A 14,872-nucleotide genomic window follows, 5' to 3' on the forward strand; every position below is an offset into this window, starting at 1 on the left:
CCGTCAGCAACGTCAACGTAGGCGTCATGGGTGGAACAGCGGTTCATCGCGCCGCGTCCAGCAGCGCCAGAGCCTGCTCGGCATAGCCACGCCTGCGTTGCTGGAAGGCCTGCGGCTGCTCGGCGGCAAGCAGGCCCAGCGCTGCGACGGCGGCGCACGCCACCAGGTGGTCCGGCGGCACCACCACCACCGGTTGCCCTGCCGGTGCCAGACTGCCCTCGGCCCAGCCGGCACTGGCTGCCAGCCAGGCACCCACGCTGCGGTAGCCACCGGCATTGGCGAACTCGAAGGCAGCACGGCGGTTACCTTCACTGGGCTCGCGCAACCAGCGCTCGGCCAGCATGGCCCCCGCACGTGCTTCCGGCGCCAGCGTTTCACCACGTGCGCACTGGCACAGCCAGGCCACCACGTAGCGCTTGGGCAACAGGCGCGCGGCCAGCTGCAACGCGGCCTGCACGTAGCCGGCCTGCAGCAGCACCCGTACTGCCTGGGCCGGCGGCAGCCCGGGCGCCAGCACCGCGCAGGCCTGCGCCTCGACCTGCATCTCCGCACAGGCCTGCGCGACCGTATCCATGTGCATGCTCATCCGATCGTCACCAGCGCGGCGGCCAGCTTGGCCAATGCGTCGCCGGACAGGGTCAGCATCGGCGCCTTGACCTCGGCCATCGCCCCACCCTGCACCTGCAGGGTGGCGTCGGAGTGCATCTTCAGGCTCGCCCCCGCACCGATATCCATGCTGGCGCCCGCCTTGATGCGGACTTCCACGCCTCCTTCGATCTCTACCGTGCTGTTGCCACCGATGCGCACGTTAACGCCCTCGACCGCGATGTCACCGGCGCTGTTCATCACGATGCGCGAGGCGCCGGTGACCAGCTCGATCTCCTGCCCAGCCTCCAGCCGGAAGCGCTGGCCGACGTGGATCCGCGCATGGGTGCCCACGTCCAGCGAGTCTTCATTGTCGACCTTGATGCTGCGGTCGTGGCGGATCGTGGCACGCTGGTCATGCTCGACGGTGAGGGTCTGGTCGTTGCCGATGGTGGCCTGCTGGTCATGGCCGACCTTCAGGGTGCGGTCATGCTCGGCCTCCACATGCAGGTCGCGTTGCGCGTGCAGGCGCAACTCCTCGGCGCCCTTGCGGTCCTCGAAGCAGATCTCGTTGTAGTCATCCGCGCCCCCATCGGGATGGCTGCGGCTGCGGATGCCCGAGCGCGTCCGCTGTTCCGGCAACGCATAGGGTGGCACGTGGTCCGCATTGAAGACGCTGCCGACAATGAGCGGCCGGTCCGGGTCGCCCTCGAGGAACGCGACCAGTACTTCCTGGCCGACCCGCGGCAGGCTCTGCGCCCCCCACCCCTTGCCCGCCCAGGACGTCGCCACGCGTACCGGGCACGAAACGCGACCATGGCTGCGGGCCGCGCGGCTCCAGTGGAAATGCACGTTCACCCGTCCCTGCGCATCCACGGCAATGTCCTCGTCGTTGTCGCCGGCCACGATGGCGCTCTGCAGGCCGGCAATGCGCGGCCACCGCGTGTCGGCCAGCGAACGGTACGGCACGCGACTGTCGAGTACCTGCAACCGGCACTGCAGTGATGGACCCGCACTGGCCGTTACCGAACCGGGAGCCGCCTCGACGACGTCAAGCTCGCTGGCCACCACCAGGTACTGCCGGTTGCAGCCGGCCTGCGGACAGCCTTCGAGTTCGAACAGATGGCCGGCACCCAGGTTCCAGGCGCGGGTGCGGCCATGCCACTGCGCACGTGCGGCCTGCTCGGCTTCAACGCGCACCTGTGCCCGCTGCCGGCCCTGTTCCGCGCTCTGCTGCCGGCCATGGCCGCGGTAGATGGAACGCGTACCGGCACCGTCATCGCGATCGGCCTGCGCCTCTGCCAGCAGCACCGCGCGCGGCTTCGCCGGATCGAACTCATCCAGCTGCCAGTGCGTCGGGCGCAGCTGGTGCTGCTGCTGCCAGTCGGCCATGCCCGGTGCTCCCAGCGCCGGCGGCTCACGCTCGGCCTGCCAGGGCAGGCGCTCGAACGGTGCCACCGTGGCATGGGCGCCCAGGCCATCGGCAAGCACCAGCGTGTGGCGATCTGCAGCGTGCTCGAAGTAGTAGTAGAGGCCTTCCTGCTGCAACAGCCGATGGATGAAGTCCAGGCTCGGCTCATCGTACTGGACACAGTAATCGCGCACGACAGGATGGCCCCCCAACTGCAGCCGCACATCGGTGCAACCGATCTCCGACAGCAGCGTGCGCACGATGTCCGCCACCGATTGCCCGGAAAATATGCGGCTGTCGTGCTGCTGGCCAAGCAGCCACAGACGCGGCACCAGGGTGACTTCGATCGCGGTGAAGCGTTCATCGCCCACCTCGCGCTGCCCCAGCAGGGCGACGGCCGCGACGATGCCATGCAGATGGCGGCTGCCATTGTCATGCACCAGGCTGATGCCGAACGGAGTGCCAAGCAGGCGGGAGGGATCCGGCGGATCTCCACTGCACAGTGCCGACAGCACATAGCGGTAGGGTTGGCCGAGCGACTCACGGCCCTGAAGCTGCTGGAAGCGCAGTCGTCCGCCCAGGTCCGACTGCAGGGAGATCGTGCGCGCCATGCCCGTCCACTGTGGAGAAGATTCGTCCGGCCCGCGCGGGTGCTGGCCGGATCCGCGACCGGATGCTCCCACGCGTTGCCGGCGCGCAACCGGCATTTCGTCTCACCGGCCGAGGCTGCCCGGCTCCCCCGGTTCCTTCAGCGCCCTCAGTGCTTCGTCGCGCACGCTGCGCTGCGATGTATTGAGCGTTGCCGGGTCCCGTGCGATCACCGGATCGAGATAGTGCCGTTCGATGTCGGCCATCGCCTCGGTGGCATGCATGCGCTTGAGCACGGCGTAGAGCCGCGACGCGCTCTCCGTCGTATGCGCGTCGAGCACGCCGCGGCTGGAGGCGCGCAGTTCCAATGCCTTGGCATGGGCATCGCGCGCGGCCGGCAAGCGGCCGGCACGGTTCTCGACCCGCCCCACCACGTCCCAGGTCGCCGAGATCAGGCGATAGTCGTCCGGCATCAGCCGTTGGTTGCCTTCCAGCGCGGCATACGCCGCCTCGCGCGCCTCATCGTAGTGATCGGTCCTGGCCAGCATGCTGGCCAGCCCGCCCAGGGTGAACAGCGTGTCCGGATGCATCCGCCCAAGCGTGCGCGTGCGCTGCTGCAGCAGTTCACGCTGCAGCTGCACGGCACGCTCGAAGCGCTGCGGATCATCCTGCTTGGCCAGCACCCGGATCAGCTCCGCCTTGGTCTGCAGGGCATCCGGGTGGTCGGGCCCCAGCACGCGCTGCTGCTCGCCCAGCAGGTGCTCCATGAAGGCCTGGGTCTGGGTGAACGCCGGCTCGGCCTGTGCCAGGCGCACCATGTTGAAGCCCTGCAGGGCCGCCGCCGCAAGCGTGTCGGGATGCTCGGAGCCGAGGCTGCGCTCGCGCCGCTGGCGCACTTCGCTGGCCAGCGCCAACGAGTTTTCGTATTCGTTGAACGTGTTCTGCAGGCGCGCCAGCATCAGCATCGCCGCCAGCGTGCGCGGTGCGTTGTCACCAAAACGCGCGCGGAACCGGGGCAGCAGGGGCTCCAGCCGCGCCAGGGCCTCTTCGCGGCGGGTCAGCTCGCTGAGCGTGGTCACCATGCCCAGCTCCAGTTCCAACAGCGCGGGGGCGTCCTTCTCCAGCCGCGGCGTCCACGCCGTGACCAGGGCCTGCTGCCGCTGCAGCGCCTTCCCCAGTTCTCCCTGCCCCGCCATCACCTGCGCCTGCTGCGCGCCCACCCGCAGCCACAGCGGATTGTCCGGCGCCAGCTCCGGCCGCTGGAGTGACAGGGCTTCGTCCAGCAGGCCGCGCGCCTCGACCAGGTTGCCGCGGCGATACAGCGCATCGGCCAGATCAGCCAGCGCCGATACCAGGCGCAGGCCGCCTGCATGCTGCTCGCGCTGCACCGACAGCACCGACTGCAGCTCGCGCACCGCTGCCGGGTAACGGCCGATCGAAATCAGCACGCGGGCCAGCGACTGGCGCAGGTCCGCAGACAGGGATGGATCATCGGCAAAGTCCTGCTGCAGGCGATCCAGTGCATGGGCCACCACGTAGCGCTCCAGCAGGTCACGGGCGATGTCCGAGGCCGGAACCTTGGCCCGCAGTGCTTCCAGATCCAGCGGCGCGTCAGCTGAATCCTGCAAGGCCCGCTGCATCGCCTCGCCGTTGGCCGCGGCCATCGCATGCCCCATCGCATCGACGTCCACGCTCTGCAGCATCTCCTGCTGGAATTCGACCATGCGCTCCAGTTGCTGCTGGCGGTGACTGGCCACGGCCTGTTGGCTGCGCGCCTGCTGCAGCGCCCACAGCGATGCCGCCAGGCCAACCACCACGCAGCCCAGGGTCAAGGCCGCCAGCACCACCGGCAACCGATGCCGCTGCAGGAACTTGCGGGCCACCAGCAACCGCTGCTGGCGTGACACCAACGGCGGAATGTTGCGACACCAGCGGTCGAGGTCGGCCAGCAGTGCCGATACACCGTCATAGCGCCCCGAGCGCTGCGGGTCGGTGGCACGACGCACGATGGCATCCAGGCCTTCCTCCAGAGCCCGCCGCAGTTCACGCCGGCTGCACTGGCAGGACGCAGCCATCCCGGCCTGCGCCTCGACCGTCAGAGCGAGGAACACTGCCAACGGCGACAGCGGCTCCGGCATCCGTGCCGGTGGCCGTTGCCCGCACAGCAGCTCATGCAGCATCGCGCCCAGCGAGTACACGTCACTGCGCGCGTCGATATCGATCTCCAGGCCTGTCTGCTCCGGGCTCATGTAGCCCGGCGTGCCGCCGGACCAGCGATCGGTATCGTCATGGCTGCCGGCAATGGCGATGCCGAAGTCGATGATCTTCGGCTGCGGTGCGCCATCCACGGCACCCACCAGCACATTGCTCGGCTTCAGGTCGCGATGGATCACACCCTTCTGGTGTGCATGCTGCACGCCCTGGCAGACCTGCATCATCAGCCGCACCCGCAGGTCCAGCGGTGCGCGACGCTGGGCGCACCAGCGGTCGATGCCCTCGCCGTCGATGTACTCCATCACCAGGTAGGGACGTTCGTCCTCATGCATCCCCGCGTCATAGATCTGCGCGATGGCCGGGTGATGCATCTGTGCCTGCATCTGGCATTCGAACTCGAAGAACGCTCGGCTTTTCTCATCCAGCCCCGGGTTGGCCATCATCTTGATGGCCACCTGCTGCCGATAGGCGCCGTCGGCACGATGGCCAAGGTAGACCCGGCCCATGCCACCCGTGCCGATCATCGCGTCTACCGCCCACGGGCCGCAGCGGGTACCCGGTGGCAGGATCGGGGGCGGTTCGCGGCCGATCTCGGAGACCGCCTGGCGCAGCGGCACCCGCAGGCGCACCGTAGCTTCGGCCTCCACCGCCAGCATCGCCTCCAGTTCGCGACGCAATGGCGGGTCATGTCCGACCTCCGCCTGTACGAACGCCGCACGTGCCGCGCCGCTCAGTGCGCTGGCCCGGTGGAAGAGACTTTCCAACTGGCGCCAGCGCTCCAGGCTCAGCATGACGACAACCGTGCGGCCAACCAGACGCGTACGAAACGCAGATCGCGCTCAGCGGTGGGAATGGAAATGTCCAGCAGATTCGCGGTTTCAGCCACGGTCAGCCCGACCAGTTCGGTCATCGCGAACGCACGCGCCTTGCGGGCATCCAGCCTGGCCAGCTCATCGAACGCCTCGGCGATGCTGAGCAGGTCCACCGGCTGCACGCCGGGATCGACCAGCTTCACCGTCAGCGTGACCTGCTGCCCGCGTCGCTTGCCACGATCGCGCATGCGCGCAAGGTCCACCAGAAGGTGGCGCATCTGCAACGATGCCACTGCATAGAAATGCCCGCGCGATGCGAAGCCATGCTCGCGTGCCGACAGCCGCATCCAGGCCTCGTTGACCAGCTCGGTGGGCTGGAAACCATCGGCCACGCCACGTGCCAGGCTGCGCACCGCGATCTGGTGCAGTTCGTCGTAGACCAGTCGCGCCAGCGTATCGCTGGCCGGTGCTTCGCCGTCCTGCCAGCGCGCAAGCAGGTGGGTGATGCCCTCGGCGGGCGGCAGCGTGTCATTCATGGCAATCCCTCGCTCGACGCCGGACGCGCCGCCATGCAGGGATGCATGGCGAAACGCTGCCCGCCCGCAACGAAGAGACGTCGCGCTGGCCGCTGGGGCGACAGTATCGGGAGGGCGGTCATCCGGGACGTAGCCGCGGATCCCCAGGCGCGGCGCGGTCGATCCTACGCGAGCAAAGCGTGTAGAAATAGTCAGGACGTGACGCATATGGGCTGAATTCTCCGACCGTGTGAAGGAGTATCAGGCGGCGATTCGTCTCACTTAAACGCGATGACGGAGATTTGGATCGACCTAAAGTGGTCACGCATCACAGAAGCCAGCTGTACGGGCGATCTCCATATGTCCCGGCGATCGTTGCATCGTCTGACCGGGATTGACCCGAAGCCTTTGGGAAATGTCCGCAGATGTCCTGATGGTGGCCTTCGTGCACCAGGTACTGGCGTGCTCAGCCCACCAGTACCGTGAAGCACCCGATTACGATCACACCGCCATGCGCGGTGCTGTCACCCAGGCGCGCCGCCGGTTGGCCCTTGATGAACACCTTCACCGAGCCTTTGATGATGCTGTCGGGCGGACCGACACAGATGCACAGATCACCCACCCGTGCGGCAGGCAGGCCACCTATCAGCACGGTTGGCGCACCGGGTGCCGTGATCGGGCCACCGACGTGGGGAACCACCCCGGTGACCATCGGGCAGGTGTGGAGATCGGTGAGGCGGGCGGCGGGTTGCATTGGCCTCTCGTCAATGTGAAGGGTCACATGCCATTGGTCTGTGGAGCTCGAAGAATGCGTCGCCGATCACGAGGAATCCACGTCAAGGTGGCCCGTTGATCGGTTCTGCATCTGTTCGACTGATCGTATGTGCTGGGTGTCGCCGTCGATCTCGCGATACTGGACCCAGAAGGTCCACCGGCGATCGTTGCGGGTACCCACAATTGTCGCAAGAACAGCCGTCGGGGATGTTTCGAGCATCGACCGTTTTCCAACCTGTCGCATCTGCTCTTTGCTCAGAAGAAACACACCCTTTCCGTGCTCCAGTGTAGCGGCAGCCATCATTCCCGGCCTATCGAGCGTTCTCGATCCGTCCTTCAGGTTGTAGTGACTGAACAACGTACTGCCGTCCGGCCCTTTGCTGAAAGCCGCGGCACAGCCCGAGAATTCAGGGGTCAACATCATATCGGGGCCACCGGAAGGAGGCAGCAGGATCGAGCATCCGGAGGAGGCCCGAAAGCCACTCCAGTACACAGAGAACAGATCGCTCCCTGCCCTTGGAGGATTGAATCTGGATCCTTCCCAACGGAGTTCGAAGCGCTTCGCGTCGACCTTCACCTTCAGTGGTCCCGCCTTCCATTCGGCACGCGCATTGCCACTCGTTTCGCTGTCAAGCAGCGCCACCCTGATGATCCTGCTGTCCTCCGGAGCATCGCCGCTCCAGCGAACCACGTGCGAGCGCATCACATGCTCGGGTCGGCTTTTGAACTGTCTGATCAGCGCCTGCGACGGCATGACTCATCCCTTCGAATGACGGAAATAGAAATCAGCGATCATGTTGTTGATCTCACCAGCTTGCTCCGCGTTGAGTCGACCCAGGCCAGCATGGCCGTTCACCACCCTGATGATCTGCATGGCAACAGCATTGCTGAGGTTTCCGTTGACGTAGTGCGCGTTGAGCTGATCTATGACGGCAAGCCTCAACGCAGCCGGAAAATCGGAGCGTGCCAGCGTTCCAAGGTGACTTGACCACGCGCTGGCGACGCTGCTGCTACCTGTTGAGGTAACACCGCCCCCTGCTCCTCCCTGCCCCGCCCGATGAACCACGTAGGGGATACTGAGCGTCGGCTCGCTCTGATAATTGAAGCCGATTCCAGATAGCTTCAGGGCTGCGTGCGGAAACAGATGCTCGCTTTCGAACTGTCCAAGAGATGAGCTCTTCTTGGTGCTGCTGTGCGGTCCAGCGGCCAAGGGAGAGAACACGTCTGAAGAGGCAGCGAACAGCCCGCGGTGGCAGACCGAGCCGTTGTCGCATTCCACATCGATGCAGTGCGGACACATGATGACTCCTTGGTTGAGTGGCCGTATGGCGCTGAATCAGCGTGAGGCGGGCAGATACTCAACGAAGATGTGCCCATTGATGCGGGGGACCGCATCGAACCCGTTCTTCCAGCAGGAGTAGCCGACGTGTGTCCGGTCGGGACCATTGCCTGCCTGCCCTGGCGCGACGATGTCCATGTCCACGATGAGTGTCCAGACAGCCTGGTGATTCCCATGCCCGACGGTAGTTGTGTATCGCCATTCCACCGGCGTTTCGCGACTGAGGTCGCCAGCAGCCGTTCTGGTGACGACAAAGTCTTCGAGTGAAACCTTCAGCTTCGTAAGCTTGACAAGCTCGATGATGGCCCGGGCCTTGGCAACGAACTCCTTTGGTTTCGTTCGCGCGGAGAATCCGGTCAATGGTGGATCATCCTGAAGATCCACGTCGTACGCAGATAGCTGGTACCCGTTTGTCGATCCACGCAGCGCTGCCATACTTTCGCTCCTTGTTCAGTTTCCGTGACTGTCTTCAGGCCTGACAGCTTCTCAACGGAATTCGTAGATGAACTGCTTTGAGTCAGCTCCAACGCTCGCTCTTTCGGGAGTGGCGTCATGCTGGGAGCGAAGCAGGAACTCCCGACTGATCTCCGGCAACATCGAATTGGTCAATATCGCGTCGATCATCCGCCCACCCGATTCGCCTTCGGTGCAACGGCTCACCACCAGCTCCACCACCGAGTCGTCGTACTCGAACGGAATGCGATAGCGCGCCTCCACCCGCTTCTTGATGCGGTTCAACTGCAGCCGCACGATGCGGCCCAGCATGTCCGCGCTCAGCGGGTAGTACGGAATCGCCACCAGCCGCCCCAACAGCGCCGGCGGAAACACCTTCAGCAGTGGCGCGCGCAATGCCTTGGCCATGCTTTCCGGGTCGGGAACCAGTTCCGGATCGGCGCACAGGCTGGCGATCAGTTCGGTGCCGGCGTTGCTGGTCAGCAGGATCAGCGTGTTGCGGAAGTCGATGCGGCGGCCTTCGCCGTCTTCCATCCAGCCCTTGTCGAACACCTGGAAGAACAGTTCGTGCACGTCCGGGTGCGCCTTCTCCACCTCGTCCAGCAGCACCACCGAGTACGGCTTGCGGCGCACTGCTTCGGTCAGCACACCACCCTCGCCATAACCCACATAGCCCGGCGGCGCCCCCTTCAGTGACGACACCGTATGTGCTTCCTGGTACTCGCTCATGTTGATGGTGATCAGGTTCTGCTCGCCGCCGTACAGCGCCTCGGCCAGCGCCAGCGCGGTTTCGGTCTTGCCCACGCCAGAGGTGCCCGCCAGCAGGAACACGCCGATCGGCTTGTCCGGGTTGTCCAGGCCTGCGCGGCTGGTCTGGATGCGCTTGGCGATCATCTCCATCGCATGGTCCTGGCCGATCACGCGTTGGCCAAGCAACTCCGGCAGTCGCAGAACGGTGTCGATCTCGTTGCGTGCCATGCGCCCGACCGGAATGCCGGTCCAGTCGGCCACCACCGCCGCCACCGCCTGGTGATCGACCGTCGGCAGGATCAGCGGTGCCTCGCCCTGCAGTGCCGCCAGTTCGGCCTGTACCAGCTGCAGTCGTGCCAGCAGCACATCTCGGTCGCGTGCCTGCACCGGTACCGAGGCCACCACGGCATCGCCATCGGCCTGTGCCGCCGCCGCTTCCAGTGCGCTGCCGGTGCCTTCCACGGGCACGTTGCCGCTGCGCAGCTGTGCACGCAGGTCCAGCAGTTCATCGACCAGCGCTTTCTCGGCCTGCCAGCGCTGCTCCAGCCCGGACAGGCGCTGCTCCTCGTCGGCCAGTGCCTGCGCGCAGGTCGCGCCGCGCTCGGCCACCACGATGCCGATCGCGGATTCGCGGTCGATGATCGCCTGCTCGGTCTGCAGCGATTCAATTCGCCTGCGGCTGTCGTCCACCTCCGCTGGCACTGCGTGCAGGCTGACCGCCACGCGTGCACACGCGGTATCGAGCAGGCTGACCGACTTGTCCGGTAGCTGCCGCGCCGGGATGTAGCGATGGCTCAGCCTGACTGCAGCTTCCAGCGCGTCATCCAGGATCTGCACCTGGTGGTGCTTCTCCATCATGCTGGCCACGCCGCGCATCATCCGCACCGCACGCGCCTCGTCCGGCTCCTCCACCTGCACCGCCTGGAAACGCCGGGTCAGCGCAGGGTCTTTCTCGATGTACTTCTTGTACTCGGCCCAGGTGGTGGCGCCCACCGTGCGCAGCGTGCCGCGCGCCAATGCCGGCTTCAGCAGGTTGGCCGCATCGCCGGTGCCGGCCGCGCCCCCGGCACCCACCAGCGTGTGGGTCTCGTCCACGAACAGGATGATCGGCGCCGGGCTGGCCTGCACTTCGTCGATCACCGCACGCAGGCGCTGCTCGAACTCACCCTTCATGCTGGCGCCAGCCTGCAGCAGGCCAACGTCCAGCGCGCGCAGCTGCACATCCTTCAGTGCGGGGGGCACGTCGCCGCGCGCGATACGCTGGGCGAGGCCCTCGACCACGGCGGTCTTGCCGACCCCGGCTTCTCCGACCAGGATCGGGTTGTTCTGCCGCCGCCGCATCAGGATGTCGACCACCTGGCGGATCTCATCATCGCGACCGATGATCGGATCGAGCTTGCCATCGCGGGCCTGCGCGGTCAGGTCGGTGGTGAACCGCGCCAGCGCTTCCTGCTTGCCCATCGCAGCGGGTGCGATGGCACCGCTGGCGTCACCCGGTGCGGCGGCATTGCCCAGCGCGAAGCCATCGGTCGGTCGCTGCCCCTCTTCCGGCGAGCCCGCGATGATGCCGGCCAGGCCCTCGCTCAGCGCTTCCGGCCTGAGCTTGTCGAACTCGCGCGAGATCGCCGACAGCCCGCTACGCAGGCTGCGGCTGGAGAGCATGCCCAGCAACAGGTACGCACTGCGCACCTGCGCTTCGCCGAAACCCAGCGACGCCTGGATCCAGGCGCGTTCGACCGCCTCCTCCACCGCGCTGGACAGATCGGTGACACCCCCCGCTCCGCGCGGCAGGCGCTCCAGCGCATCGGTGACGTCACGCGCCAGCCGCGCCGGGTCCAGCTGCGCATGGCGCACGATGCGGTGCAGGTCCGAATCCTGCAGCTGCAACAGCTGGTGCAGCCAATGCACCAGCTCCACGTTGGGGTTGCCGCGCAGCTTGCAGAACACGGTGGCACTTTCGATGGCACGGTAGGCAAGCGGGTTGAGCTTGCCGAACAGCGCACTGCGGCGGATCTCGGTCATGGCAGGGGTCCAGGTCGGTCGGTGAAGGCCATCGCGGCGCGCGGATGCACGACCACGTCGTCGGCGTCGGCCACGCTCCAGGCGCGTCGACCCAGCCAGGTGTCCAGGCCAAGGCGCCCACTGCGGGCCAGGCGCAGCGTCGGCACCTGGTCGGCGCGCAGCAGCAGCTGCACGTCCCAGGCCTGGGTGTCGCCGCTGTGGCTGCGTATCAGGGCCGCCAGGCGTGGCAGCTGCGTGCCACCCGGCAACCAGTGGCGGAAGCTGGCCAGGTCAAGCGGGCCGATGCGCAGGCGGAAACGATGCTGGCACCCGCGCACCTGCGCGCCCAGCACCGCACTGTGGCCCAGCCGGTTGCTGCGCACCCCCAGGTGCAGCTGCGCGTCCTCGGGCAGGCGCATCCATTCGGCGATGAAGCCGATCACCTGCGCGGGCACCTGCAGCGCCGCTTCTGTCAACGCACGCAGGCCCCCGGCATTGCGCGCCATCGGCAGCAGGTGCCCGGCGTGATGGCGGCGGAAGTCATCGTCCAGCGCATCACGGCGCTGCAGTGCGGGGGATGCGATGCCGACCAACGCCCCCAGGTACAGGCGGAAGCGGTCGTCCTCTGGCCGGTCGGCCTGTACCACGGGTTGCGCATCGGCCCAGGCGCGGTAGAACACGCTCATGAGCCGGTGATGGAACAGGTCGGCGAACGCCACCAGGCTGTCATCGCGTGCGCTGCGCTGCCGCTGCAGTGCGTACTCGGTCAGGTGCAGTGGCAGGGGACCATTCGGTCCGAACAGGCCGAAGCCGAACATGCGCAACTGCGGTGGGCACGTGCGGGTTGCCGGAACCACCGCATCGACATCCCGGGGAGCGAAGGCCAGGCTCGGTGCCTGCCGCAGCCGCAGCGGATCCTCCTCCGGGCGTGTCGAGCACCCCCAGCGCGGCAGGTGCGGGTGCGTCCGTTCCAGCAGGCGCAGCGCGGTGAACGCCTCGAACGCGTGCGGTGCCGCGGCCAGCGCCTGCAGCAGCGCAGCGCGCGCGTCTACAGCGCCAGCAGCGCGCCCGGTCTGGCCGTCCATCGGGCCACCTCATTGCGTTCAACGGTGCGCAGCACGGTTTCGGTGAAGGCATTGATCGAAACGTAGCGTGCGAAGAACTGGCGCATCACTGCCGCCAGCAGATAGGCTCCGGTTCCTTCGAAAGCAGCATCCTCGCAGGTCAGGGTGATCTCCAGCCCGCGGCCGAAGGTGATCGGGCCGGGCACCGGGATGCGGCGTACGATCGAACGCGCTGAGACGCCCCGCAGTCCCTCCAGCTGGCGCTGCGCGCCGGCGTCGTGTGGATCGCAGTACAGCGCCAGCATTTCGCGCAACGCATCGGTACCGCGTGCGTCGCCGTCCTCGAACAGCGACAGGTAGTTCAGCTGCAGGTGGCTGAGCAGTTTCCAGGCACTTTCGCCGCCGTCGCCGGCCGGCCGTGGACGGGTCGGTCCGGCCACGCAGCGGATCGCGGTGACCGGTGCACCATCGTCCAGGCTGAAGTCGGTGCGTCCCTTGCCCACCGGCATCTGCAACGGCAGGTCACGGTTGCTGCACAGCAGCTGCAGCCCCAGCTGGCGCAGCCGGCTGGGGAAGGGTCGATCGGCAGCATCGACCAGGCTGATGAATACCTCGCTGCCCACGTAGCTGGAGCGTGCGCCCTGCCGCCGCTGGCGAGCCGACAGCTGGCGCGGCTCGCGACGCAGCGTGTAGTACGCGCCTTGCGGATCGTGCCAGGTACGTGCCTGGCTGCCATAGAACGGTGCAAAGCGCTGCTCGGGCGACTGGCCGTCACCGTAGCCGTCCACGGCGGTGACGCTGTGCACTTCCAGGTCCAGCGGCCGGGTACGGTCGGGCAGCACATGGTATTCGTGGCGTCCGGGCGACAGATGCACGCGGTCGGCCGCCTGCGGAAACAGGTTGATGGCCGGCGTGCAGTACAGGCGGACGTTGTCCACGCCCAGCGCATTGTGCAGGCCGGGCTCACTGCGATCGAACAGGATCACGACCTCCAGCTGGTTGCCGGTGGCGCGCTGCAACACCGGCTTCAGCCCGGTCAGTTCGACGAACAGGAACCGCTCCGGGCAGGCGAAATACTCCTGCAGCAGCCGGTAGCCACTGAACGAACGCCCGTCATACGGCAGCAATGCCTGCGTGTCGTCGAAACCGACCGGCTGCAGGGCTTCAGCGGGCTGCCAGTGGGCCGGACCTCCCGCACGCAGCCAGCAGCCACACGCGTTGCCCATCAGCTGCTCATACAGCCGCCGTGGCAGGCCATCGGTGCCGGCCAGGAACAACGGCAGGCGATCCAGCGACAACGTCGCCAGCGGTACGCCCGCCTGTGCCTGCAGGCGCAGGCGCAGCCCCGCACGCGCCGCGCTGTCGGTAGGAATTGCGACCTCCGCCGCCGCCAATGCCGCCGGATTCTCGAAATAGCGCGCTTCCACCAGCTGCAATGGCCACAGCGTCACCTCATGCGCGGTACGGTATTCACAGGCCGTGCGCTCGCCGGCCACTGGCGTGGCAACGAGGCGGCTGTGGCGGGGCACACGGTGGCCCGCGGCCAGCTTGGCGTCCTTCAGGTCCGGCTGCAGCTGCACGACCGCCATGGAAGGGACCGGCGCCAGGAAGTGCGGATACACCATCTCCAGCAGGTGCTGGGTGAACACCGGGAACTGCGCGTCCAGCTTCACCTGCACGCGAGCGGCAAGGAAGGCGAAGCCTTCCAGCAGGCGCTCGACATAGGGATCGGCACACTCCATGCCATCCATGCCCAGGCGCCCGGCGATCTTCGGAAACTCGCGGGCGAACTCCGCGCCCATGCCACGGATGTGCTGCAGCTCGCGGTTGTAGTGGCGGAGCAGGCGCGGATCCATCAGGCATTGCCCTCGACCAGGTCCATGCGGCCGGTCTCCAGGTCCACTTCGGTCTTCAGGTAGAGATTCAGCGGGATCGGCTGCGCCCACATTTCCGATCGGATGTCGAACACCAGCGAGCGCCGGTCCATCCGTTGCGCGTTGGCCTGGACGGTCACCTGCAGCGTGTGTGCGATCAGGCGCGGCTCGAAGGCGAGGATGGCCTCGCGCAGCCGCCGCTGCAGCGTCGCGACATCCAGTCCGGCCAGCTCCAGCCCGGTCAGGTCCGGAATGCCGTAGTTGAGCACCGAACCGGCGACGTCGGTCATGTCCTCCAGGCGCGTGTTGGCCGCCAGGTGCACGCTGTTGAGCAGCCACGACAGGTCGCGCATCACGCACTCGCGCAGTCGGCTGGCAGAGATCACCCGCTGTTCGCGGCTTTCGTCGCGCTGCAGCGGTGCATCGTCGGTCAACCGGTCCAGCAGGGACGGCTGCAGGCGCTCGGTGGTGGTCAGCTCGGCCATCGGCGCA

The 14,872-nt window shown here is 66.9% G+C and carries 12 protein-coding genes; all 12 read right to left on the reverse strand.

From position 1 onward, the window contains the following. Positions 1–43 precede the first annotated feature (43 nt). Positions 44–586, reverse strand: a complete 543-nt coding sequence (locus tag SriyCCGPB3_RS20940; protein ID WP_350259690.1) for a DUF6931 family protein — start codon at positions 584–586, stop codon at positions 44–46. After that, a complete protein-coding gene (locus SriyCCGPB3_RS20945; RefSeq protein WP_350259691.1) occupies positions 583–2,607 on the reverse strand; it encodes a type VI secretion system Vgr family protein in 2,025 nt (674 codons plus the stop codon). Before SriyCCGPB3_RS20945 ends, SriyCCGPB3_RS20940 begins: the two co-directional genes overlap by 4 nt. Before the next feature lie 102 nt (positions 2,608–2,709). After that, positions 2,710–5,589: a protein kinase domain-containing protein gene (locus tag SriyCCGPB3_RS20950; RefSeq protein ID WP_153856966.1), complete on the reverse strand. Its 2,880-nt coding sequence runs from the start codon at positions 5,587–5,589 to the stop codon at positions 2,710–2,712. Further along, on the reverse strand, positions 5,583–6,146 hold the full coding sequence (locus SriyCCGPB3_RS20955; RefSeq protein ID WP_110714151.1) for an ECF-type sigma factor: 564 nt from the start codon (positions 6,144–6,146) through the stop codon (positions 5,583–5,585). Before SriyCCGPB3_RS20955 ends, SriyCCGPB3_RS20950 begins: the two co-directional genes overlap by 7 nt. Positions 6,147–6,591: 445 nt before the next feature. Continuing rightward, positions 6,592–6,879 (reverse strand): PAAR domain-containing protein, encoded by a 288-nt coding sequence (locus SriyCCGPB3_RS20960; protein ID WP_197591620.1) that lies wholly within the window; start codon positions 6,877–6,879, stop codon positions 6,592–6,594. 66 nt (positions 6,880–6,945) lie between these two features. Beyond that, positions 6,946–7,653, reverse strand: a complete 708-nt coding sequence (locus tag SriyCCGPB3_RS20965) for a hypothetical protein (RefSeq protein WP_110714153.1) — start codon at positions 7,651–7,653, stop codon at positions 6,946–6,948. 3 nt (positions 7,654–7,656) lie between these two features. After that, complete coding sequence (locus SriyCCGPB3_RS20970; protein WP_110714154.1) at positions 7,657–8,199, reverse strand: hypothetical protein; 543 nt, start codon at positions 8,197–8,199, stop codon at positions 7,657–7,659. A gap of 36 nt (positions 8,200–8,235) precedes the next feature. After that, positions 8,236–8,673: a hypothetical protein gene (locus SriyCCGPB3_RS20975; protein ID WP_110714155.1), complete on the reverse strand. Its 438-nt coding sequence runs from the start codon at positions 8,671–8,673 to the stop codon at positions 8,236–8,238. A 51-nt stretch (positions 8,674–8,724) separates the two neighbouring features. Beyond that, complete coding sequence (gene tssH / locus SriyCCGPB3_RS20980) at positions 8,725–11,463, reverse strand: type VI secretion system ATPase TssH (protein ID WP_350259692.1); 2,739 nt, start codon at positions 11,461–11,463, stop codon at positions 8,725–8,727. Further along, positions 11,460–12,527, reverse strand: coding sequence for a type VI secretion system baseplate subunit TssG (gene tssG / locus SriyCCGPB3_RS20985; protein WP_110714157.1), 1,068 nt, complete (start codon positions 12,525–12,527; stop codon positions 11,460–11,462). The genes tssH and tssG overlap by 4 nt, the downstream gene beginning before the upstream one ends. Then, positions 12,491–14,362, reverse strand: coding sequence for a type VI secretion system baseplate subunit TssF (gene tssF / locus SriyCCGPB3_RS20990; protein ID WP_180854147.1), 1,872 nt, complete (start codon positions 14,360–14,362; stop codon positions 12,491–12,493). Before tssF ends, tssG begins: the two co-directional genes overlap by 37 nt. Next, complete coding sequence (gene tssE, locus SriyCCGPB3_RS20995; RefSeq protein ID WP_110714159.1) at positions 14,362–14,865, reverse strand: type VI secretion system baseplate subunit TssE; 504 nt, start codon at positions 14,863–14,865, stop codon at positions 14,362–14,364. The genes tssF and tssE overlap by 1 nt, the downstream gene beginning before the upstream one ends. Positions 14,866–14,872: the final 7 nt, after the last annotated feature.

Origin of the sequence: Stenotrophomonas riyadhensis (assembly GCF_040256885.1) — a bacterium.
Classification (GTDB): Bacteria; Pseudomonadota; Gammaproteobacteria; order Xanthomonadales; family Xanthomonadaceae; genus Stenotrophomonas; species Stenotrophomonas riyadhensis.